This is a genomic window from Nostoc paludosum FACHB-159 (assembly GCF_014698835.1).
GTDB classification, from domain to species: Bacteria; Cyanobacteriota; Cyanobacteriia; order Cyanobacteriales; family Nostocaceae; genus Nostoc; species Nostoc paludosum.
The window spans coordinates 1-21,551 of sequence record NZ_JACJTU010000002.1 but is presented as its reverse complement, the minus strand read 5'-3'; the positions used below and the strand labels follow the sequence as shown (position 1 = coordinate 21,551).

The window sequence follows — 21,551 nt, the reverse complement described above, 5'->3', positions numbered from 1 at the left end:
GAGTTTGGAGTCACAATACCCACTCAACACTATTTTGGCCATACCAGAAAAGGATTTTAATCGGTACATGACCACAACTGTAGCTTTCTACCTGACCCATGACTAATCGAGAAGAACCAATGAAAAATGAGTCAACGTCAGCAAGCAACGCCGACGATAATTTCCTTCTCGGTGGAGGTGAAATGGGTGCGCGGATGCGAGAACTTGACTGGTCCCAAACTTCCCTTGGCCCAACACAGCATTGGCCGCAGAGTTTGAAAACTGCGGTGCGAATTATGCTTACTTCTCGTCAACCGATGTTTGTCTGGTGGGGCGACGAACTCATTAATCTTTACAACGATCCTTACAAAGCTATTATTGGTGGCAAACATCCACAAGCACTCGGTCAGCCAGCTTCCCATGTGTGGCGCGAAATTTGGGATCAGATTAGACCGCGAGCAGAATCAGCGCTGCTGAAGAACGAGGGTACTTACGACGAAGCGCTACTGCTGATTATGGAGCGTAATGGTTACCCAGAAGAAACTTATTATACTTTTTCCTATAGCCCAGTTCCCAATGATGAGGGCCAGACAGGCGGTATTATCTGTGCCAACACAGACGACACACAACGCATTATTAGTGAGCGTCAGTTAAAACTGTTACGGGAGTTAGCAACCAGGACAGCAGATGCACGTACATTTGATGAAGCCTGTACCCTGAGTGCCAGTTGTCTGGAAACCAACCCCTATGACTTACCCTTTGCAATGATTTATTTGGTCGATCCAGATCGACAACAAGTTTCTCTCGCCAGGACATGCGGCATTGAGCCAAACCACATAGCAGTTCCCCAAACAGTTGCTCTCAATTCTGATACAGTTTGGCCTTTTGGGGAAGTGATGACAACCCATCAAACAAAACTGGTTGACATTGTAGCAGCGGATTTTGGTAGTTTCCCTTGTGGTATATGGGAGCAATGCCTACGGCAGGCTTCGCCAACGCCACATCAAGCAGTAGCTATACCCATTGCACCATCGGGTGAAACAGGCAAAGCTGCCATCTTAATTGCTGGCTTAAACCCCTTCAGGCTGTTTGACGACAATTATAAAGGATTCATGGAACTAGTTGCAGCTCAAATCGCAGCTAGCATTGCCAACGCCCAGGCTTACGAACAAGAGCGCAAACGGGCTGAAGCTTTAGCAGAAATCGATCGCGCCAAAACTATCTTCTTTAGCAATGTCAGCCACGAGTTTCGTACCCCATTAACTTTAATGTTGGGGCCACTAGAAGACATCCTAGCCAGTTGTGGCGGTTTGTTACCAGCCAACGAACAAGAGCAGTTAAAAATGGTGCAACGTAATGGACTGCGCTTGTTGAAACTAGTCAATAGCCTGCTAGATTTCTCGCGTATCGAAGCCGGACGGGTTCAAGCTTCATACGAACCCACTGACCTTGCCATGTTCACCGCGGAATTAGCTAGTGTTTTTCGTTCAGCGATTGAACGGGCAGGAATGCAGTTATCAGTTAATTGTCCTCCCCTACCCGCACCAGTGTATGTCGATCGCCAAATGTGGGAAAAAATTGTTCTTAACTTGCTGTCTAACGCGTTTAAATTCACCTTGGCAGGAAAAATTGCCGTGAATTTGCAGTGGGTGGGGGAAGAAGACACGGGGACGCGGGGACGCGGGGACGTAGGAAATTTATCACAAACACTCTTTGCGTCTCCCCCTCTCCCCGTCCCCGCGTCGTCTTTCGTACAATTGTCGGTGCAAGACACAGGCATTGGTATTCCAGCAGCAGAAATCCCGCATCTGTTTGAACGATTTCACCGCGTCAAAGGAGCGCAAGGACGAACTTTTGAAGGATCGGGAATTGGCTTGTCACTGGTGCAAGAATTGGTGAAAATGCATGGTGGAACTGTCCAAGTAAGCACTGTTCTAGGAGTAGGCAGTTGCTTTACTGTGTCGATTCCTACCGGTTATGCTCATTTGCCTCCAGACAGGATTAGCGCCCCTCGAACTTTAACTTCAACAGCCTTAGGTGCAGCACCTTATATACAAGAAGCCATGCGTTGGCTACCCGAAGAGGCTCTTGAGCAGGGGAGCAGGGGAGCAGGGGAGCAGGAGAGTCTAATTTCCCCTCTGCCCCTGTGCCCCTCTGCCCCTCTGCTTAGAACTGCCCGCATTCTTCTAGCTGATGACAATGCTGATATGCGCGATTATGTCAAGCGATTGTTAAGCCAGCACTATGAAGTGGAAGCAGTGCCCAATGGTTTAGCTGCTTTGAATTCTGTTCGTGAGCGTCTGCCAGACTTGGTACTGACGGATGTGATGATGCCTTTGTTAGATGGCTTTGGATTGTTGCAAGCATTACGAACCGATCCGCAGACAAAAAAAGTTCCGATTATTCTGCTGTCAGCACGGGCAGGAGAAGAGGCACGGGTGGAAGGGTTAGAAGCTGGAGCTGATGATTACTTGATTAAACCGTTCTCAGCCCGTGAATTGTTAGCACGGGTAGAAGCAGCCTTAAAAATGGCTCGTTTGAGACAGGAGACAATGCAACGGGAACAAGAGCTACGGTTTGAAGCGGAGGTAGCAAAAGCCCACTTGGAGACGGTGTTAGCTGGTATCCAAGACCAGTTCTATGTATTGGATCGCGAGTGGCGCTACACCTTTGTCAACCAGCGGGTAGCAGAAGTTGTGGGCTTTTCCAAGGAAGAGTTGCTGGGTAGGAGCATTTGGGAGATGTTTCCAGATGTGGTGGGAACTGAATTTTATACCCAGGTTCATCGGGCGATCGCCGAACAGACCGTGGTTCGTTTTGAATACTTTTATCCTAAATGGAATCGCTGGTTTGAGAATCGCATCTATCCCTTTAAGGAAGGAGTATCAATTTTTGTTACGGATGTCAGTGATGTCTACACGGAGCTACGCCTACGCAAACAAACCCAAGAGGCACTTCGTGAGAGTGAGGAACGCTTTCGGCTAATGGCAGATTCGACACCAACATTAATTTGGATGGCTGGGGTCGATAAATTATGTAATTATTTTAACAAAACGTGGTTGGACTTTACTGGACGAACCATAGAGCAAGAGATGGGCAATGGTTGGACTCAAGGAGTGCATCCCAACGATTTGCAATATTTATTAGATACTTATGCGAATGCCTTTGATGCCCGTCAAGGGTTTCAAATGGAATATCGACTCAGACGCTTTGATGGGCAATACCGCTGGATTTTTGATGTCGGTGTACCCAGATTTACTCCCGAAGGTGACTTTTTAGGCTACATCGGTTCGTGTATTGATATTAGCGAACGCAAGGCAGCAGAATCAGAACGCGATCGCCTGCTGCAACTTGAGCAAGCTGCCAGAACCGAAGCCGAAAGAGCCAACCGCATCAAGGATGAGTTTCTAGCGGTGCTTTCCCATGAATTGCGATCGCCCCTAAATCCAATTCTCGGTTGGGCGAATTTGTTACAAACCCGTGAATTTGACCGAGTGGCGCTTAAAAAAGCGATCGCCACCATTGAGCGTAATGCTAAATTACAAGCTCAGCTCATTGAAGATTTGCTCGATGTCTCCCGCATCTTACAAGGCAAACTCAACCTCAATATGTTTCCCGTTAGTCTAGTGCTTGTGATTGATGCAGCATTGGAGACAGTGCGTTTGGCAGCAGAAGCTAAAAATATTCAAATTCATAAAACCTTCGATACTTCTATAGAGCGAGTTTTGGGCGATTCCGGCCGTTTACAACAAGTAATCTGGAATTTGTTATCGAATGCCGTGAAATTCACCCCTCAAGGAGGAAAAATTGAGATTCAACTCCAGCACGTTGACGCTCAAGCTCAGATTACTGTCAGCGACACAGGCAAGGGGATCGCTCAGGAATTCCTTCCTCATGTGTTTGAATATTTCCGTCAAGCTGACAGCACGACAACCCGAAAGTTTGGCGGCTTGGGGTTAGGTTTAGCAATTGTCCGCCACTTGGTAGAACTACATGGAGGAACCATTTGGGTAGAAAGTTTAGGGGAAGGGCAAGGAGCCACTTTCACAGTCAGACTACCGTTAATCAAAAAAGATTTAAGTAAAAAACAAGACAACGACATTATTACCTCCCATGTTTCCCCAGCTACCGAAATTCTTACGGGCATCCAAATTTTAGTTGTGGACGATGACACAGATACCCGTGAATTCCACACATTCGTCCTCGAACAGGCTGGAGCAAATGTGACTGCTGCGGCATCTGCTTTGGAAGCACTACAAGCTTTGGCACAGTCAAAGCCGGATATTCTGGTGAGTGATATCGGAATGCCAGAAACAGACGGCCACATGCTGATGCGCCAAGTTAAAGCATTACAGGCAGAGCAGAACAAACAGATTTTAGCGATCGCTTTAACTGCTTATGCAGGAGAAATCAACCAGCAAAAAGCCCTCGAATCAGGATTTCAAAAGCATATATCCAAACCCGTTGAGCCAGACGAGTTAGTCAAGGCTATTGCTAGTTTGATTGGTAGATAGGAATCGGGAATGGGGCATTGGGCATTGGGCATTGGGCATTGGGCATTGGTTATTCTTTCTCCTCCTGCCTCCCCAGTCCCCAGTCCCTAATCCCCAGTCCCTAATCCCCAGTCCCCAGTCCCCAGCCCCCAGTCCCCAGTCCCCAGTCCCTAATCCCCATCATCCCTTGGCGTGCTTGTCGATGATATTGGCTAAGTCTGGTATCGCCTCTTCGACGTGTTTTTTTGCTGAGCCGCGAAGCTTTTCATAGGTTCCTCGCACAATTTGGCGTTTCACAGTTTTGAGCCTCGCGTCAGTTACGCTTAAAAGCGCATCTGCGGTATCTGATGAATTCGCAATCACATGCCCCACTGGGTCGCCCTTCTGGACGCCTTCATTCCAAATGGGATCGAGCGCCGTGAAACACTGGGGCAAAAGTTGTTCGAGGGCATAGGGAATGTATCCAGGCTTGACTCCCTTTAAGGCTCCAAAGGCAGCTTTCAAAGCCATACCGCTGATACCTGACTTAGAAGCAACTTGTGTTTCGAGCAAGTTGCAGCAGTCTTCTACGACCATAGCTTTTTTGTTTGGGTTCAAAAGTTCGTCGCTAAGTCCCATGTCACTCCTCCTGAGAAATCCAGTACTTAATTTTCATTCGACTAATTTTTTAGCAAGCAGGAAGTTACTGAAAATGGTATCCGAGATGCCATTATTAGTCCTAAAGATAACCTTGCTGTGCTGTTCAACGGTAGTTCTAAAGTTGGCTATAACCTAAATTAGGTAATCTTAGTATCACATCATGAGATTAAATTTAAGTAAATACAGTTAATTTTTGCCAGTAGGTAAGAAATTTTATACTAATTAACCAATTTGAAGTCAAACAGCATACAGATGCTTAACCAGCTGTTGAGAATTCTAGCAAGTACTCGTGCGATCGCAAATACTACATTTTTTGACAAATTTAATAACTAATTAGTTATAAAGCAATATTTTGTTAACAGTATCATTTGTTTGTGTAAAGTACTTTAAAAAAAAAAGTTACTCTCATGGCAAGTCTGTGCCAATAGCATGTACAATTTTTACTTAAAATTTAAACGATGCTAGGCAATGTGTGAGCAACAAGTATCACTTTACTCCTGTAATTTCTAGTTAGGTGTAAGGCTATGATTTCTCAAGATTATGATGCAATTTCCGTTGTCGATGAACTGCTGAGAAAAATCAGAATCAAAGAAAGTCAGCTAAAAATCGCACAAGAATCTGATATGGTGAACGTAGTTACAGCATTACAGACTCAACTGTTAGAATTACAGCATCAATTATCAGAGTCACCAGACTCGGAATTACAAGCATTGATGAGTTTATTGGACGATTGAATGTTTTAGTTAAACTTCTACCGGATGTTGTCCATAATAAGGCAAAGCCTCAGACCAATGAGGAGATTTGCCGTGCTGCCAATCAAGTTCAGCTAGTTCCAGAATACTTGTTACCGTCGCTGCCAACCCAGATTGGGCTTGAATCAGCTGATAACTGGTGTTCCAATTGGCTAAAGTTTCCTGCCATATTTCTGGCGTCATAACTGTATCTGGCAATAAAGCTATTAGTCCAGAGGCATTTGGCATGGATTGATAGATAGCAGCAAAAATTTGACCTCGCTGTCCTGGCATTTCGACAGCAAGAGTTTTTGGATTTTGGCTTTTGCTTGCCTCTGACCAAGCTACCGCAGCTAAAGTCGAAATTGCAAATACAGGAATAGCTAATTGTTGCCCCAAAGTTCGGGCAGTGACGACACCAATACGAGTGCCGGTAAAGCCGCCGGGGCCTTTTGCAACTGCAATAAAGGACAAATCTGCCCAAGTTTGTGGTTTGATAAATTCAATTAGATATTGATGTATTAAGCTAGATAAATCACGCCCTAAATTCCAAACTTGAGAGCGAGTCTCACCTGAAAAATTACTAATTGCTATACCTAATTCTGGCGTTGTGGTGTGCAGTGATAAAGCGTATTTTGTTATGGGAATTTTTGTTGACATGAACTATAAATTTATACTAAATTGAGAAAACCAGGATTTTTTCAGGAAATCGAGTGATTAATCAGGCAATGATACATCCTTGCTGCTTCAGTTACGAAAATAAGTAATCTTAAGCATTAACACTGCTACGAGTAATAGCCAAAACATCGGCAATCCAAAGTAGATTCCTGCGTAAATGGCTTTAGTAGTGCGTGTCTTGATAGGCTCTACAGAAAGCCAAAGATCCATTATTGCAATATTAATTACTCCAAGAACGAAGTGTAAAACTAAAACGGAAATTGCCAGAGAAATTATAGAGATAGCTTCTGAATACAGGTATTGCCCCCAAGCGATCGCCACTAGAAACAGACTGCTAGCAAGACCCAGCCAGCGTATGCCCGTAACCGGAAAAAAGATAATAGCTGCTTCATTGGCTTTGATTCCAGGGTGCGTAAATGGAGACATAGGCAATGACCAAAAAAACAGTAACGCGGTACTGGCAAGTGAAGTAAACCAGGAACCCCAGAAGAAAGCTTGATTCATGAACTTTAGACTCTGTACAAAATATTACTAATAAAGAACAAGCTCGCCGACTTTCTCCATAAAGAAGTCGGCAATCTATATTATTTACCTGTTATGGGGGCATCTATACCATCAGTTTTCAGCTGACCATCTTCCATATAAATGATGCGATCGGCAATATCGAGGATGCGGTTGTCATGGGTAACTAGCAAAATCGTACAGCCTTGCTCTTTGGCTAACTTCTGCATTATTTCCACGACATCGCGCCCGGATTTTTTATCAAGTGCAGCAGTCGGTTCATCTGCTAAGACAATCTTAGGATGGCTGACTAAAGCACGAGCGATCGCCACACGTTGTTTTTGCCCTCCAGATAGTTTTTCTGGATAATAATCTACCCGTTCACCTAAACCGACAGTTTCCAAAATGGCGATCGCTTTAGCATCGATATCCTGATTGAGAAAATCTTCATGTAATTCTAGAGACATTCGCACATTTTCTTTTGCTGTCAAAAAAGTCATCAAATTATGTGCCTGGAAAATATAGCCAATATTACGGCGCAGCTTCGTTAACTGCTGCTTTTTCGCACCGCGAATTTCCTCGCCTAAGATTTTGAGACTACCATCTTGGGCAGAACGCAAGCCACCCATTAGCGTCAACAAAGTAGTTTTTCCCGATCCTGAGGGGCCAGTCATAATGACGATTTCCCCAGCGTAAATCTCCAAATTAATATCGAATAATACTTGTTTGCGAAGGGCACCTTCACCAAAATAGTGGTTGAGGTTATTCACACAAATAACAGGTTCTGAAGCAGAAAATATCGAATTGGAATTTAGTGGTAAAGATTTTTGCAACATAGGATTTTATAGAAAATAGGGAATGGGAATTAGGGATTGGGGACTGGGGACTGGGGATTAGGGATTAGAATAATTCTTTCCCAGTACTCAGTACCCAGTCCCCAGTCCCAAAACTAAAACACATCAGCAGGATCGGCAGATCGCAGCTTTCGCATAGCGATCGCCCCAGAGAAACTACACATGATTAAGGTTAAAATCCAGACGGATATCGCTCGTTCGAGCTTCATAAAAAGAGGCAGCATCGTTGCACTATAAGCAAGTTGGTACAACCCAATAGAAAGGATTAATCCAGGGATGAAACCTAAAATGGCTAAAAACAATGCTTCTTGAAATAAGACTCTTAACAGATAGCCATCAGTGTATCCCATTGCTTTGAGTGTGGCATATTCTGGCAAATGGTCAGAAACATCTGAATAAAGTATTTGGTAAACAATAACAATACCAACAATGAATCCGACTCCTGTACCTAAAGTGAAAATGAAACCAATGGCAGTACCATTTTCCCAGTATTTTTTCTCGATTTGGGCAAATTCTTCTGGGGTCAGGACTTTGACATCTTTAGGTAGTGCTGCGGCAAGTTGCGATTGCACTTTCTGGGGATCGGCACCCTGTTTGAGAGCGATCAATCCTACTGTGATGCGATCGGGTTTACTATCTGGGAATAGTTCCGTAAAGGTGGAGTCACTGGTGATGACATTACCATCGGCAGCAAAGGAGGCACCATCAGTAAACAAGCCCTTAACGGAGACAAGTTTATCATTCAGTTCTGTCTCTAACTTGCCTGTTTGATTAAAAATATCGGCAACTGTTCCGTATTCTGGACGCCCTGCTTGGTCAAACAGAACTTGATACAACTGTTTGAGGTGGTGCTGATTTTGTTTGATTTCGGCAGATTTAAATGCGGGTTGTGTAGGATCGATACCCCAAACTAAGATGGTGCGATCGAGACGTGTTTCTGGATTTCGCCATTGTGCGCTGCCGATGTAGACAGAATTCACTGACTGAACGCCGTCAAAACCTAATGTTTGGTAGAGTCGCTCTCTGGAAAAATTTTTCACAGAGAACAGAGTTTGAAATTGGGGATTAATCAAAACTAAATCCGCCTGTAAATTGCGATGGGGTTTGATGGCTGCATCAAACAGCGCACTTTCAAATCCTAACTGAATAAACATCAGTAAATCGGCAAAAGTGATACCTGCCACTGCAACAGCCAGACGCGTTTTTTCTTTCATCAACTGCCGCCATGCTAGGGGCGTTTTACGAAACATTTTCATAATTGGGGATTGGGGATTGGGGATTGGGGATTGGGCATTGGGCATTGGGCATTGGGCATTGGGGAGCCATTCCCGACTTGAGGCGACTGGCGTCATTGGGCACTGCAAGTAGTCAATGAGTCTTTAATATTCGTGAATGAGTTTTTGAACTCTACTGTTGTGTCCTCATACCCCATGCCCCATGCCCCATGCCCTTTTATAATTCAATCGCTGTCTGTACCTGTAGGTTAGTGAAACCTGCAACTCGCTTACTGTCTTTGGGATTGAGGCGAATTTTCACTTCAATGACTCGGCGATCGAGGTTTTCACCAGGCTGGTTGCTAAAAACGTTTTGTCTAATGACTTGGCGGCCAATTTGGGCAACGGTTCCTCGCAGTTCTCCCACAAATGCCTGACCGGTAATCACTGCCTGTTGTCCTAGTTTGACTTTGGCGATGTCGCTTTGATAAACTTCTGCTACTGCCATCATTTGGTCGTTTGGCGCTAACTCTGCAATGCCAGACTCACTAATTTTTTCTCCGACTCGCGTGTGAATTTTGATGATCTGTCCGGCCATAGGTGCTTTGATGTAAGCTCCCGCTAACTCGGTTTCGGCATGTTTGAGTGTGGCGATCGCATTTTCAACTTCTGTCTTAGCAGCGGCGACATCCACATCTCGAACTTCTGCAATACTGGTGAGTGTAGCTTTGGCTTCGCTAACTTGTTTGTTCCCGGTGGCGTTGGTGCGGGCGAGTGCTGCTTTGGCTTCGGACAGTTGTTTGCTTGCGGTGGTGTTAATCCGGTTGAGAACTGCTTTGGCTTCGTCTAGTTGCTGTTTGGCAGTTTCTACAGTCAAGTTTTTACTGTCATACAAAGAACTAGAAACTGCTCCTTGGGAATATAGCTGCTGATAGCGTTGATATTCAGCTTCGGCATTTTTCAGTTCTGCCTCTAGTTTCTTAATGGTTGCTTCTTGGGCGATTTTATCTCCTTCCCATTGTGCTTCTATGCGGGCGATCGCTTCTTGTTGTGCTGTGATATCTCCCTGGGACTGGGCTTGCAGGCGTTCAACACTTGCCTGCTGGGCTTTGATTTCTCCTACCTTGGCTCCAGCTTGGACTTGAGCGAGTTTAGCTTGGGCGACTTTGACTTGTTTTTGCGCTTGGAGGACGGCAGTTTGCAAGCGATCGCGGGCGTCTAAGATTGCGATGGTTTGTCCGGCTTGAGCGCCATCGCCTTCTTTGACTAATATTTGGGCAACGCGATCGCCATCCAAAGCCAAGGGCGCAAACAAGCTAATTACCTCGGCTTCTGGTTCTAGTCGTCCTAAAGCAGTTACTTTTTGAGTCTCTGGTGTAGTTTCTACCGGCTCAGATGAGGCAGTTTGATTAACCTGTCCAAATTGAGAAATTCCATAAAATACAATTCCACCTGTAATCGCAGTAGCCGTAATTACTAATGCAATTAACCCTTTATTCCCGGCTTTAGATGATACCTTTTCAACCATCTCTTTTGTCCCCATAAAAATTTGTCTTTTCCAGACAATTTTGGTTTTTCTATTTTCCAAAAATTTGAAGCGCCGACTTTCGGTGTTCTAAAACTTTCTAGACGGATAAATCTAGTGATTTATACCATCAAGTAATCATTCCTATTAATCACCAATTAAGTAGGCGAACATAATTAAATGTAAAATGTCAATCTTTCAAATCCTCTGGTCAACTGGTTTTTACCTCCTGCCTTCTGCCTTCTACTTAATTTGAGATAACTAATTGCTAGATTGCGGCAAATATGCCGTCAGCATTTTACCTAACAACGCACATTGTTCAATGAAATCAACTGTTTCATCACCCCATAACTTCTCCAGAATTAAACCATTGACAAAACTCAATACAAAAGAAGCTAACACTGGATCTTGAACGCCCAAAAAATCATAAACAGCCTGCTGATACTGCTTATTAGTATGTTTAAAAACACTATTATTCTGTATACTATTAGTCTCTTGATGCTGGCAAAAATCAATCCAAATATAAGTCCACTTCACAAAATAATCTTCATTGTTCACTAGATATCTTCCTAGTGCTTCCATTGCCTCTTGTAGTGTTTGCGCTCCTTCTAATTCAGCTAAAGCCGCACTTACATCTTGTTCGCATATCTCTTGGGCTAGTTGCTCAAATAAACTTTGTTTGCTGGGAAAATAGTGGTATAACGTCCCCGTTGAAACCCCTAATCCTTCAGCAATTTGGCGCATAGTAATCGAACCATAACCTTTTTCGGCAAATAAATCAAAGCACTTTTTGAGCAGTTCTTTACGATACTGCTCATGGTCAACAATTTTAGGCATGGTTTAATTTATTTATATCGAACGGTCGTTATATTTTATATAAACAAATCGATCCCCCCTATGTCAAGTTATGACTGATTGATTTAGATCGAAGATCGATTACAGTTTTATCTAGTTTCGCAATACATGTAATATTCATCGCTATTTTTGTCCTCATTTATGCAGACAAGCAAGAATTATATTAATTTTTTTTATATGGTAGTGCGATTTGATTCATAAAGGGTAAAAGGCAATAGGCAATAGGCAATAGGTAAGAAGTCTCTTTAGCCAATACTCAAGTAGGTAGTTCTTAAAAATAAGGGTTTGAAGGAATCTTAAGCAGTATCCGTCCTACAAAAATTCCCATTGTCCAGCCATGAATAATATTTTTTGCTCAAGAAATATTGTCTAATTTCCAATATCGATCGAATATACAGGACTCGTATTTGATTGGATAAAAAAATTACCTACAACTCTAAGAGGTTTATTGCCTCTTGCCTGCTTCTAGCCCTTGGCGCACCACGTAAATCAATTGAAAAATCTCAGGTCAAATTATAGTATTTTATATGTTGATTTTACGTAACATATAATTGACAGCCTAAGTATATACACAATACAATCATTCTTGTTAGAGCTAAAGATAGAGTAAATTAAAATAATTTACCCAGAAAATAAAGACAAGCAATATACAAATAATTTGGATAAAAGAAATGAACACCAAAATTATTGCTTTCTTGGGAATTACGGCTGCCTTTGCAAGCTTAGGAAGCCAAGTTTACGGGCAGTCGTCACCATCAAACCTAAATACCCAACAATATACAATCACTGGAGATTCTTTAGTTGGGATTGATAATAGAACAGCCGAAGATGACTTTAGAAGCTTTTTTGAGCAAACTAATCCATTCAATTCCAACACTAATCGCACAGACAATAAAACTCGGACTCGAATACGCTTTAACGAATCATTATCCCTGCCAGAAAGTTCAGTTTTTCTAACACCTGCTCAGTCTGGAAATGATAATGATGGATTGCAAGTACAGTTAGATCTAACCGGAGAATAGTTAAGTATAAAACTTAACTCTCTAATCCTCGTAATTTATTCAGCTAGCAACAACTAATGACCAATGACCAATGACTAACGACTAATTTTAATAATCCGCTTTCTGTAGTAGATAATTGTGCAATGATTTTGCAGTAAAATTAGTCGTCTAGATACAGGAGGGCTTTTTGCGATGACTCGTGTCATCATAGTGCGCCACGGTCAAAGCGGTTATAACACCGAGCGGCGTATCCAAGGGCGCACTGATGCGTCAAAATTAACCGAAAAAGGTCGTAACGATGCCAGTAAACTAGGCAAAGCCCTCAGTAATCTTTCGTTTAATGCGATTTACAGCAGTCCTCTGCAACGAGCGAAACATACAGCAGACATTATTCATAGTGAGTTAGCTTCTGGTGGTGGAGAGTCTGCGGTAGTGCAGGTTTCTGATTTGCTCCTAGAAATCGATCTGCCTTTATGGGAAGGAATGCTGACAGCCGAAGTCAAGCAGGAGTTAGCTGAAGACTACCGCACTTGGCACGAACGGCCCGACGAACTGCGGATGCTGCTCAATGATGCACAAGGAACAAGAGAACATTTTCCGGTTCTGGCTTTATACGAACAAGCGCGGCAATTCTGGCAAGAAATTTTGTCCGAGCATCAAGGCGAAACCGTTCTCATAGTGGGGCATAACGGTATTAATCGCGCCCTGATTAGCACAGCATTAGGAATTCCCCCAAGTCGTTACCATTCAATACAGCAATCCAACTGTGGTATTAGCGTCCTAAATTTTGCTGGGGGATTGGGGGAACCAGTACAGCTAGAATCTTTGAATCAGACGCAACACACTGGAGAGATTCTACCGTCCTTGCGACCAGAGCATCAAGGAGTCAGGTTGCTGCTAGTGCGTCATGGGGAAACAGAGTGGAATCGCCAAACCAGATTTCAAGGGCAAATTGATGTCCCCCTCAACGATAACGGCAGACAACAGTCGCAAAAAGCAGGGGAGTTTCTGCAAAAAGTAGCGATCGATTATGCTGTGAGTAGCCCAATGCTACGTCCTAAAGAAACAGCAGAAATTATCTTAAAACAGCATCCGAGTGTCAAGTTAGACTTACAAAGTGGTTTAAGAGAAATTAGCCACGGGCTTTGGGAAGGAAAATTAGAAACAGAAATAGAGCAAGAATTTCCAGGAGAGTTACAGCGCTGGCGGTTAGTCCCTGCCGAAGTTCAAATGCCTGAAGGGGAAAATTTGCAACAGGTATGGGAACGTAGCGTTGCAGCTTGGGAATCAATTGTACAGACAGCGTTAACTAACCAAGTGAAAACCGTTTTAGTAGTAGCCCACGATGCTACGAATAAAACGTTGCTTTGTCACATTCTCGGTTTACCCTTAGAAAATTTCTGGAACTTTCGTCAGGGGAATGGTGCTGTTAGTGTTATTGATTATCCTTCTGGATTAGATGGTTTACCAGTGCTACAAGCAATGAACATCACCACTCATTTAGGTGGAGGGGTATTAGATAAAACAGCAGCCGGGGCGTTGTAGGAGTACTGAGACGCGAACAATCGCGTCTGTACAAGAGTTAGGAGTTAGAAATAAAGTTAGGAGTTAGGAATAAAGTTAGAAGTGACGAGCAAACAGCAAAAAACTCATAACTCCTAACTCATAATTAAAAACTTTTATGATTGAACTGCTGCAACAAGTAAGGTTAATTGACCCGGTTTCCCAAACTGATGAAATATCTGATGTGCTGATTGCTGATGGTTATATCCAAGCAGTGGCTTCGGGCATTTCTGATATCAGTTCGGATACTCAAATCAGAGATTGTCGGGGATTAGTTCTTGGTTCTGGGTTAGTGGATTTATACAGCCACTCCGGCGAACCAGGGTTTGAAGAACGGGAAACTCTTGTGTCTCTTTTGCAAGCTGCTGCTGCTGGCGGTTTTACGAGAGTGAGTATATTACCCGATACATCCCCAGCTATCGATAATCCTGCGCTTGTGGCGCAGTTGCAGCAAAGAAGGGCAGAGGGGCAGAGGTCTATGGCAGAAACCCCTAACGCGGGACGGGGGGGCAGAGGGGCAGAGGAGAGTTTGCATTCTTATTCTCCCCTGCTCCCCTGCTCCCCTGCTCCTCTGCTTAATCTCTGGGGTGCTATCACCTTGGATGTTGCTGGGAAGCAAATGACGGAATTGGCGGATTTAGCATCGGCTGGGGTTGTTGGTTTTACTGATGGCAAGCCTTTGGAAAATTTAGCGCTGGTGCAGCGGGTGTTAGAGTATCTCCAGCCGTTAGGGAAACCTGTTGCATTTTGGCCTTGCGATCGCCAATTAGCTGCAAATGGTGTAATCAGAGAAGGTGCCCAAGCCCTGCGTTTAGGTTTACCGCCAGTACCCGCCAGCGCCGAAACAAGTGCGATCGCTGCAATACTTGAATTAGTTGCAGCCATCGACACCCCAATACATATCATGCGCGTCTCCACAGCCCGCAGCGTGGAATTAATCGCAAGAGCTAAAATTGCTGGTTTACCCATCACCGCCAGCACTACTTGGATGCATCTATTACTTGACACCAAAGCAATTAAAAGTTATAATACTAGCCTGCATTTAGACCCGCCTTTAGGCAATGCCAGTGATGTAGCGGCGTTGCGTGCGGGGGTGCGTGGAGGAGTTATAGATGCGATCGCCATTGACCATGCACCCTATAGCTACGAAGAGAAAGTCCAGGCTTTTGCCGAAGCGCCAGCTGGAGCGATCGGTTTTGAGTTAGCATTGTCTTTGCTGTGGCAATATCTTGTGGAAACTGGGGAATTTACAGCTTTAGAATTATGGCGTGCATTGAGTAGTAATCCAGCAAAGTGTTTGGGGCAGAAAGTAAATGCAATTAGCCCTCATCAATCGGCAGAATTGACTTTATTTGACCCTCAGCAAACCTGGAAAGTTGAAAGGAAAAATCTGCATACACTTTCACAAAATACACCTTGGTTAGGACAACAATTACAAGGTCGGGTTGTCCAAACTTGGTGTTAGTTGTGTTCAATCCTGTTAATAGAAATTCTCTGAGTAATATCAAGTTCGCTTAATTACTTATAAATCCTGAAACACCCCACCCGCCTTACGGCACCCTCCCCAAAGCATCGGGGAGGGGTAACGCGAGGACTGCAATCAGAACTAATCATCCGAACTTGATATAATTTGGAGTACATCTTGATTCCGACACCGATCTGGTCTGCTTTTCGACTGGGATAACTGGGTGCAATGGTTACTGTATTGGCAGTTATACAGCATCACCTTCGCCGACAGCTTGTAATTGTAAAGGCTGAGAGTTGACCTTGCCATTTTCGTGCAATCGCCATCGTTTGTTGGGTAAGAAAAACATAGTGGCAGATTTTAATCTCTTAATTATGCTTCTTGAGGTAGAAAGTATTCGTTCCCAAATGTCTGTTTTAAACCTTCGATAGACAATAACATTACGTGCTTGGTTAATCTGACGCGTGTTATCAATTAGGTTGATTAAAGCATCAAAGATAGCCCTGACGATTGATTTTGTTGTTACCTCTTTTGGCGTAGCAAGATCTTGAGCAGTTTGAATTAGGCTGACGAGGTGTTCGCGCATTTGATTATCTGGAATTACACCTACTTTATAATTGACAACAATGGACGCAGCTTGTGGGTTAGCACGGACATTTATAACCCTGTTGTCAGATTCCATCGCGGATTTAATTTTATTAATATACTCAGTATCTCTGGCTATTAGAGGAATACGAAAACGTATCCGCCCAGGAATTGCATGAACAATGCTATATGATATTTTTGGGAATGGCATTGCTTCTTTTGCTACACTTTTAGCTGCCTTTGTTGAAGGTAAATGCAGATTAAAATTAGCGCTTTTGTCCGAATTAGGTCGTTTTTTAGAAGTCATAGTATCGTTTTGTAATTTGAAAAAAACAGAATTGAAGCTTATAAAGTTATCTATTGATGTTATAAGTAAGCCAATTTAATTAAACACCAAAAAATAGTAGGGTGCTTTGTCGCCAAGCCCTGCACAATCTATATATATACTTTATGGGGATGCGTTAGCTCTTCTGCCATAACACAGTTTAAATGTTACGTTTTTTTTTGATTGAACTACTTAAAAGAGCTTTTTCTTGAACTGCGTTGACTTTACTTTAGTTATAACTATTCTTCTGAGTGAAAAAATCTATCTCAGTAGTGAATGTAGCTCTCGCTGCTATTAGGTTGATTAAGCTTATTTAAAACTGTGCTTTGCTAATAATAATAATAGAACAATTAATTGGTATTTTCTACAAGCTCTGCAATGTGTGACGACAATCCCCTTTGTGTTTACACATTCCCAATAGATGTAAAGAAACATTAACAGGAAGAAGTATAGTAAGGCAGTAGAGTCCGATGGCATATCCTAACAAGTCTAAGAAGTTGGGATCTAGCCATGAAATTACAAAGAAAGGCACAGGGCAGAAGGCTTTTATGAAAGGAGCATCAATAAAAACTTTACTTCTGGGTCTAAAGCCCAGTTTAAAAAAAGATACTGGTACCAGAGGCATAGCGCAAGATACAAAGCGCAAAGTCGGAGCGTCTGCCTTCGGCAACGCGAAGCGCGAACTGAACTTTGCAACAGAGCGTCCTTGCTTCAATCCCACGTTTAAAAACGTGGGTTCCCTTGGAGCCTTCTGAACTACAACAAAAGTGGCCAAAATGTTTTTGGCGTTGCATAAATGCGGGATGATTTAGGAAAATACAGATATTTATCTATTCTTAAAAGAATGAAGTAACAATCGAATTGAGTATTTGAGCATATTTTTGATGAAATCAGTTTGCACTTGGTGACAGCCTCGCCAGATAGTAAGCCTACACACGAACAAACTTGCTTCTGGCTTCCTCTGCTTGAAACTGAGCTACTTGTTCATTAATCTCCCTTTTGACAATTTGGCGATACTCAACGAAATGCTCGATTTGAGCGCAAACTGACAGATAGCTACTTAAACCGCCTGGATTGTAGCGATACATATTCCAAAGATTACGCCAGAACTGCCACCGAGTGTTACGAAGAACACCTTGTCGCCAACATATAGTTAATAAGGCACGAATTGTTACCCAATTCATCGGTTTTTTGGCATTTTTACCTTTCTTGGGATAATTCGCCTCACCCAGAATTAGGTAGTGACGATAAGCACGATCTAAGAACTTTGTCGGCTCATATAATTGCCAAAAAGCCTCCACATACTCGTTGGCGATCTCCTCCAAGGGACGAGTCGGTACGTAATTCATCAACGTAGTTTGGTTGATGTTAGCTGACTTAGTGCGGAGTCGTCCTTCTTTTTCGAGGCGATGCCAGAGGGCTGTATCAGGCAATGCTTGCAACATACTAAACAACGCTGTCGGAATTGATGTTTGTTCTACAAATTGCACGATTCTCGCGCCTGCGCCTGCCTTTTCACCATCGAAGCCAATAATAAATCCTGCCATTACCCGCAAGCCCGATTTTGCGATCGCGTTCACTGCCTCAGTCAGAGAATTCCTTGTGTTTTGGTGTTTTTGGGTGAGAGTCAAACTAGCTTCATCTGGTGTTTCAATGCCCAAAAAGACAGCGCCAAAATTGCATTGCACCATCCAATCCATTAGTTCTTGGTCGTTTGCCAAATCTACTGAGGCTTCTGTGGCAAAGGAAAAAGGATACTGATGTTGCACCATCCAAGGTTTTAGTTCTTTGAGAAACAGTTTGACGTTGCGTTTATTGCCAATGAAATTGTCATCCACCATAAAAATGCTGCGTCGCCAACCCAACTCGTAGAGGCGATCGAGTTCCTTAAGTAATTGCTCTGGTGTTTTTGTGCGCGGCTTGCGACCGTAAAGTACAATAATGTCGCAAAACTCGCACTGGAAGGGACATCCACGCGAAAACTGTACTGACATTTCTGCATAGGCATCGAATTCCAACAGGTCAAACTGGGGAATGGGCGTATGGCTTACATCTGGTCTTTCGCCATTGGCACGGAAGATTCCAGATCGATCGCCCTGTGCGATCGCACGGGTAAACAGGGGCAAAGTTATCTCTCCTTCATCCAAAATCAAATAGTCTGCCCCTACCTCCATCACTTCCTGAGGTAATGCAGTTGCATAAGGCCCACCTACTGCTACCCGTTTTCCTCGGCGTTTTGCCTCCTGGATTTGCTCTAATAAATCTTCCTTCTGCACGATCATGGCGGACAGAATCACCAAATCTGCCCAATCCCATTCTGCTTGATTAACTTCGCGCACATTGCGATCGACTAGCTTAAATTCCCATTCCTGCGGTAAGATCGCGGCAACCGTCACTAACCCAAGCGGTGGCAACATCGCCTTGCGATCGAGCAATGCCAAGGTCTTCTCAAACGACCAAAAGCTTTTGGGAAAAAGGGGATACAGGAGCAAAATATTCATCAAAAACCTCCAATAAACTGTATCCCTCGCTGAGACTGAATGGTGTATTCAACATACCACTCGCTGGAGAGTAAGATACACGCTGATTAACTTAGATTACTAGGATTGCTGTGTATTTAAATACATAATATTTAGCTCAGTTAACAGGCGAGCTAAATACAGTTTATACCTGTATTGTAATTATAAGCTCTCACAAAGCGTCTATGTCTAACAATTGTCCCTAAATTCAACATCCATAACTTAGTACCTGGGGCTTGGTACAAGCACGACATCTATCATTTCGCCCCATACTAAACTAAATCCAGTTATGACTGTTAAAATTACTAATGCATTTAGTTTGTTTAAACCAGTAAGACGCATTTCTAATTCTGCTAAAACAGTAGTTGCTAGCGGGACGATAATGAGAATTCCTAAAATAGGGCTATTTACTGCTAAAGCCAATACTAATATACTTACAATGAAATAGATAATAAAAATTACAAACGAACTTGGAAGAAAAAAACTCAACGAACGTTCAAATAGAGAGCTATTTTTAGGGCCGCCAAAGAAAGCCACACTTGCTATAAAAGTTGCTACAAGCCAAATAAGATGATAAGCAGATAGATACCAACCTAAGAAAGCGTAAGCAAGACAAAGTAGTAATAAAGATAAGCTATTAATTTTCTTTAAAAAATCTATATTCATCACATTTTTTGTTAACATAACGCAGAAAAAACGCTCAGAATCACCTTGTCTTATGGTCTCAAATTCGCATCCGCTTGTTGGGCAACAACTTTAACTAGTAGTTGTGACCTCGTATAAACTTGTATGTAATTATTATAACAAATTATTTAGAAAATTGAAATACTTATGATATTATTATTCTTTTTCTTTGACTAATAATATCTTGACGTTTGTAAAATTTACAAAAACTGTATTGCAACTAAATATGGGGTCTTGTCTATCAATCTTAAAATCTATGTTGCACCCAAAGTTCGGCAATAATATTGCTAATAATTGAGCTTGATAAAAACAAATAAACCCCGTTTTTTCAGGGGTTTAGAGCGTTATGCAGGTGCTATATTGATTGGTGAGGAACTTGTAGGGTCTACATCCCAAAACACCCGAAACGTGTTCTACTGGATAAAGCCCATGTTAAGTAGTTCCTGGGGAGATGCCAGCACGTCAATTGCCACAAAGAAAATCTTGCCTTGCGGATTGAGCAAGAACCGCCATGCTAGATTTATGCCAACACTGTCACCAAACCAGGGAGTTTGCACTTTACCCGTCACTTTAATCTGGGTGAATTCTCCTTCTGTTGGTTCAGATACCCCTCGTTCTGGTATGAGCTTGAGTCCGTAGCATTCTTCGCGCATATAGACGAGGATGTTCTCCTGACCCAGAATCGGTTCTTGGAAAGGGGGTTGCAAAGCACCATCTTCAGCAAATAAAGCTACAGCCCCTTGGAAGTCAAAAGCATTCATATTCTCCATATAGCTTAGGACTGTCAAGTTGTTGATGCCCTCAATGCTGACCTTAGTTCGGGGTGCGATATCTTTAGGTGGAACCACAGGTTCTTTGACTTTTTGGGTGCTAACTGTTGGGGCATACCCCATATTGACGACAATATTTTGTAATACGGTGAGTTGCTGACCCCCTTCAAGTTGACGGATAGCTTGGAGGACATCTGATGCCTGTGCAGATAGTTCATAACCTTCTGGAATGGGAGCAACGATTCCTTGTTTCATCCACTCGCCTAACTGATACCAGAAGCCCAACTTAACATTCGTGCCGAAAGATGAATATGTACGGCAGATGGGAGTATCACTATGGTTAACCAGATCGCACATAACTTGCGTTTGGTCTATAGCAGACATCTGCTTGATTTGAGTCAGGGTTTTTTCTGCGAAGACCATATTGGCTGCTCCCATAGCAGCAGGGGTGATTGTAACTCCCATCTCGGTATAGGCAAACCAAAGTAAAGCTAACTGATCCTCAGCACTGAGTTGGTTGCATGATTCAACCGTAGCTGGAATTGCATTAGCAACTTGAGTTCCCGGAAAAATGGAGCGTGCAGACTCGATAGTAAATGACATTTTTCAAAATCTCCAAAACGAAATTACATTAATTGATAGTGTTTCAAAAACGGTGATGCTAACTTGAAACTAACGGTTCTAACTGCTGTTCAAGACATAAATCACCATGTCTAATAACATGACTCAAAATCCGTTGCGCGATCGCATATGAGGATTGTTGGCAAATAGCTAAACAGGCAAGCACAGCCATGAACTCATCAATATCCATAGGTTTGGTGAACCACAGGTCAAACCCCGCAGACAAACCACGTTGACGCATCTTTTCATCGGCATAGCCTGTCACCGCAATGGCTAACACCACTTGCCCTCGCTCTTTGGCTTTGCTTTTCACTTGTTGAATCAGGGCATAGCCATCTTCGTTTGGCAAACCAATGTCACTCACGACGATATAAGGTTGCCATTGCTCAAATATCTCCAGAGCTTGCGGGACTGAAAACGCTTGTTGCACCTCAACACCATACCCGGATTTCTCACAAAGATATAAAAAAAAGGGGTCAAAAACTGCGAAAATGTATATAGGATAAGCATTTCAGCAGTTATTAAGCATGACCCCAGCATTTACAGATC

At 43.1% G+C, this 21,551-nt stretch carries 18 protein-coding genes; 6 read left to right on the top strand and 12 right to left on the bottom strand.

Annotated features, from left to right (window positions below; all coding sequences use genetic code 11):
- The first annotated feature begins 119 nt into the window (after positions 1-119).
- Positions 120-4,493 carry an ATP-binding protein gene (locus tag H6H03_RS02570; RefSeq protein ID WP_190953584.1) on the top strand — a complete coding sequence of 1,458 codons (4,374 nt, stop codon included), beginning with the start codon at positions 120-122 and terminating at the stop codon, positions 4,491-4,493.
- 159 nt (positions 4,494-4,652) lie between these two features.
- On the opposite strand, the gene H6H03_RS02565 is transcribed toward H6H03_RS02570, so the two are convergent.
- Positions 4,653-5,090: a DUF6918 family protein gene (locus H6H03_RS02565; protein WP_190953583.1), complete on the bottom strand. Its 438-nt coding sequence runs from the start codon at positions 5,088-5,090 to the stop codon at positions 4,653-4,655.
- Positions 5,091-5,635: 545 nt separating this feature from the next.
- Here H6H03_RS02565 and H6H03_RS02560 point away from each other — a divergent pair.
- A complete protein-coding gene (locus H6H03_RS02560) occupies positions 5,636-5,845 on the top strand; it encodes a hypothetical protein (RefSeq protein WP_190953582.1) in 210 nt (69 codons plus the stop codon).
- Positions 5,846-5,854: 9 nt separating this feature from the next.
- On the opposite strand, the gene tsaB is transcribed toward H6H03_RS02560, so the two are convergent.
- The 6 genes from tsaB to H6H03_RS02530 all read right to left on the bottom strand — a co-directional run bounded on the left by tsaB (position 5,855) and on the right by H6H03_RS02530 (position 11,451).
- The gene (gene tsaB / locus H6H03_RS02555; protein ID WP_190953581.1) at positions 5,855-6,502 is read right to left on the bottom strand and encodes a tRNA (adenosine(37)-N6)-threonylcarbamoyltransferase complex dimerization subunit type 1 TsaB; all 648 of its coding nucleotides are present in this window, start codon (positions 6,500-6,502) and stop codon (positions 5,855-5,857) included.
- Between the two features lie 87 nt (positions 6,503-6,589).
- Positions 6,590-6,946, bottom strand: coding sequence for a hypothetical protein (locus H6H03_RS02550; RefSeq protein ID WP_190953580.1), 357 nt, complete (start codon positions 6,944-6,946; stop codon positions 6,590-6,592).
- Positions 6,947-7,104: 158 nt separating this feature from the next.
- Entirely contained in the window at positions 7,105-7,857 is a 753-nt protein-coding gene (locus H6H03_RS02545) for a DevA family ABC transporter ATP-binding protein (RefSeq protein ID WP_190953579.1), read from the bottom strand.
- 113 nt (positions 7,858-7,970) lie between these two features.
- Positions 7,971-9,131: an ABC transporter permease DevC gene (gene devC, locus H6H03_RS02540; RefSeq protein WP_190953811.1), complete on the bottom strand. Its 1,161-nt coding sequence runs from the start codon at positions 9,129-9,131 to the stop codon at positions 7,971-7,973.
- A 196-nt stretch (positions 9,132-9,327) separates the two neighbouring features.
- Complete coding sequence (locus H6H03_RS02535; RefSeq protein ID WP_190953810.1) at positions 9,328-10,617, bottom strand: ABC exporter membrane fusion protein; 1,290 nt, start codon at positions 10,615-10,617, stop codon at positions 9,328-9,330.
- 258 nt (positions 10,618-10,875) lie between these two features.
- On the bottom strand, positions 10,876-11,451 hold the full coding sequence (locus H6H03_RS02530; protein ID WP_190953578.1) for a TetR/AcrR family transcriptional regulator: 576 nt from the start codon (positions 11,449-11,451) through the stop codon (positions 10,876-10,878).
- Positions 11,452-12,140: 689 nt separating this feature from the next.
- On the opposite strand from H6H03_RS02530, the gene H6H03_RS02525 reads away from it, so the two are divergent.
- From H6H03_RS02525 to H6H03_RS02515, 3 genes are all read left to right on the top strand, one after another.
- Positions 12,141-12,491, top strand: a complete 351-nt coding sequence (locus H6H03_RS02525) for a hypothetical protein (protein ID WP_190953577.1) — start codon at positions 12,141-12,143, stop codon at positions 12,489-12,491.
- 171 nt (positions 12,492-12,662) lie between these two features.
- Positions 12,663-14,015, top strand: coding sequence for a histidine phosphatase family protein (locus H6H03_RS02520; protein ID WP_190953576.1), 1,353 nt, complete (start codon positions 12,663-12,665; stop codon positions 14,013-14,015).
- A 136-nt stretch (positions 14,016-14,151) separates the two neighbouring features.
- A complete protein-coding gene (locus tag H6H03_RS02515) occupies positions 14,152-15,498 on the top strand; it encodes a dihydroorotase (protein WP_190953575.1) in 1,347 nt (448 codons plus the stop codon).
- 247 nt (positions 15,499-15,745) lie between these two features.
- On the opposite strand, the gene H6H03_RS02510 is transcribed toward H6H03_RS02515, so the two are convergent.
- Entirely contained in the window at positions 15,746-16,390 is a 645-nt protein-coding gene (locus H6H03_RS02510) for an HMA2 domain-containing protein (RefSeq protein WP_190953574.1), read from the bottom strand.
- Positions 16,391-16,878: 488 nt separating this feature from the next.
- Here H6H03_RS02510 and H6H03_RS02505 point away from each other — a divergent pair, with 488 nt between their 5' ends.
- Positions 16,879-17,163 (top strand): hypothetical protein, encoded by a 285-nt coding sequence (locus H6H03_RS02505; protein WP_190953573.1) that lies wholly within the window; start codon positions 16,879-16,881, stop codon positions 17,161-17,163.
- A gap of 174 nt (positions 17,164-17,337) precedes the next feature.
- Here H6H03_RS02505 and H6H03_RS02500 read toward each other — a convergent pair whose 3' ends face one another.
- From H6H03_RS02500 to H6H03_RS02485, 4 genes are all read right to left on the bottom strand, one after another.
- The gene (locus H6H03_RS02500) at positions 17,338-18,909 is read right to left on the bottom strand and encodes a B12-binding domain-containing radical SAM protein (RefSeq protein ID WP_190953572.1); all 1,572 of its coding nucleotides are present in this window, start codon (positions 18,907-18,909) and stop codon (positions 17,338-17,340) included.
- 240 nt (positions 18,910-19,149) lie between these two features.
- Complete coding sequence (locus H6H03_RS02495) at positions 19,150-19,593, bottom strand: hypothetical protein (protein ID WP_190953571.1); 444 nt, start codon at positions 19,591-19,593, stop codon at positions 19,150-19,152.
- A gap of 431 nt (positions 19,594-20,024) precedes the next feature.
- Positions 20,025-20,984 carry an orange carotenoid-binding protein gene (locus H6H03_RS02490; RefSeq protein ID WP_190953570.1) on the bottom strand — a complete coding sequence of 320 codons (960 nt, stop codon included), beginning with the start codon at positions 20,982-20,984 and terminating at the stop codon, positions 20,025-20,027.
- Between the two features lie 58 nt (positions 20,985-21,042).
- Positions 21,043-21,495, bottom strand: a complete 453-nt coding sequence (locus tag H6H03_RS02485) for a response regulator (protein WP_313931782.1) — start codon at positions 21,493-21,495, stop codon at positions 21,043-21,045.
- Positions 21,496-21,551 lie beyond the last annotated feature (56 nt).

Coding starts and splice junctions, on each gene's coding strand:
- H6H03_RS02560 (WP_190953582.1), top strand. CDS start 5,636: ATGATTTCTCAAGATTATGATGCAATTTCCGTTGTCGATGAACTGCTG.
- H6H03_RS02510 (WP_190953574.1), bottom strand. CDS start 16,390: ATGACTTCTAAAAAACGACCTAATTCGGACAAAAGCGCTAATTTTAAT.
- H6H03_RS02490 (WP_190953570.1), bottom strand. CDS start 20,984: ATGTCATTTACTATCGAGTCTGCACGCTCCATTTTTCCGGGAACTCAA.
- H6H03_RS02530 (WP_190953578.1), bottom strand. CDS start 11,451: ATGCCTAAAATTGTTGACCATGAGCAGTATCGTAAAGAACTGCTCAAA.
- H6H03_RS02520 (WP_190953576.1), top strand. CDS start 12,663: ATGACTCGTGTCATCATAGTGCGCCACGGTCAAAGCGGTTATAACACC.
- H6H03_RS02525 (WP_190953577.1), top strand. CDS start 12,141: ATGAACACCAAAATTATTGCTTTCTTGGGAATTACGGCTGCCTTTGCA.
- H6H03_RS02565 (WP_190953583.1), bottom strand. CDS start 5,090: ATGGGACTTAGCGACGAACTTTTGAACCCAAACAAAAAAGCTATGGTC.
- H6H03_RS02550 (WP_190953580.1), bottom strand. CDS start 6,946: ATGTCTCCATTTACGCACCCTGGAATCAAAGCCAATGAAGCAGCTATT.
- H6H03_RS02535 (WP_190953810.1), bottom strand. CDS start 10,617: ATGGTTGAAAAGGTATCATCTAAAGCCGGGAATAAAGGGTTAATTGCA.
- H6H03_RS02495 (WP_190953571.1), bottom strand. CDS start 19,593: ATGAATATAGATTTTTTAAAGAAAATTAATAGCTTATCTTTATTACTA.
- H6H03_RS02505 (WP_190953573.1), top strand. CDS start 16,879: ATGGCATATCCTAACAAGTCTAAGAAGTTGGGATCTAGCCATGAAATT.
- H6H03_RS02500 (WP_190953572.1), bottom strand. CDS start 18,909: ATGAATATTTTGCTCCTGTATCCCCTTTTTCCCAAAAGCTTTTGGTCG.
- tsaB (WP_190953581.1), bottom strand. CDS start 6,502: ATGTCAACAAAAATTCCCATAACAAAATACGCTTTATCACTGCACACC.
- H6H03_RS02515 (WP_190953575.1), top strand. CDS start 14,152: ATGATTGAACTGCTGCAACAAGTAAGGTTAATTGACCCGGTTTCCCAA.
- H6H03_RS02545 (WP_190953579.1), bottom strand. CDS start 7,857: ATGTTGCAAAAATCTTTACCACTAAATTCCAATTCGATATTTTCTGCT.
- devC (WP_190953811.1), bottom strand. CDS start 9,131: ATGAAAATGTTTCGTAAAACGCCCCTAGCATGGCGGCAGTTGATGAAA.
- H6H03_RS02570 (WP_190953584.1), top strand. CDS start 120: ATGAAAAATGAGTCAACGTCAGCAAGCAACGCCGACGATAATTTCCTT.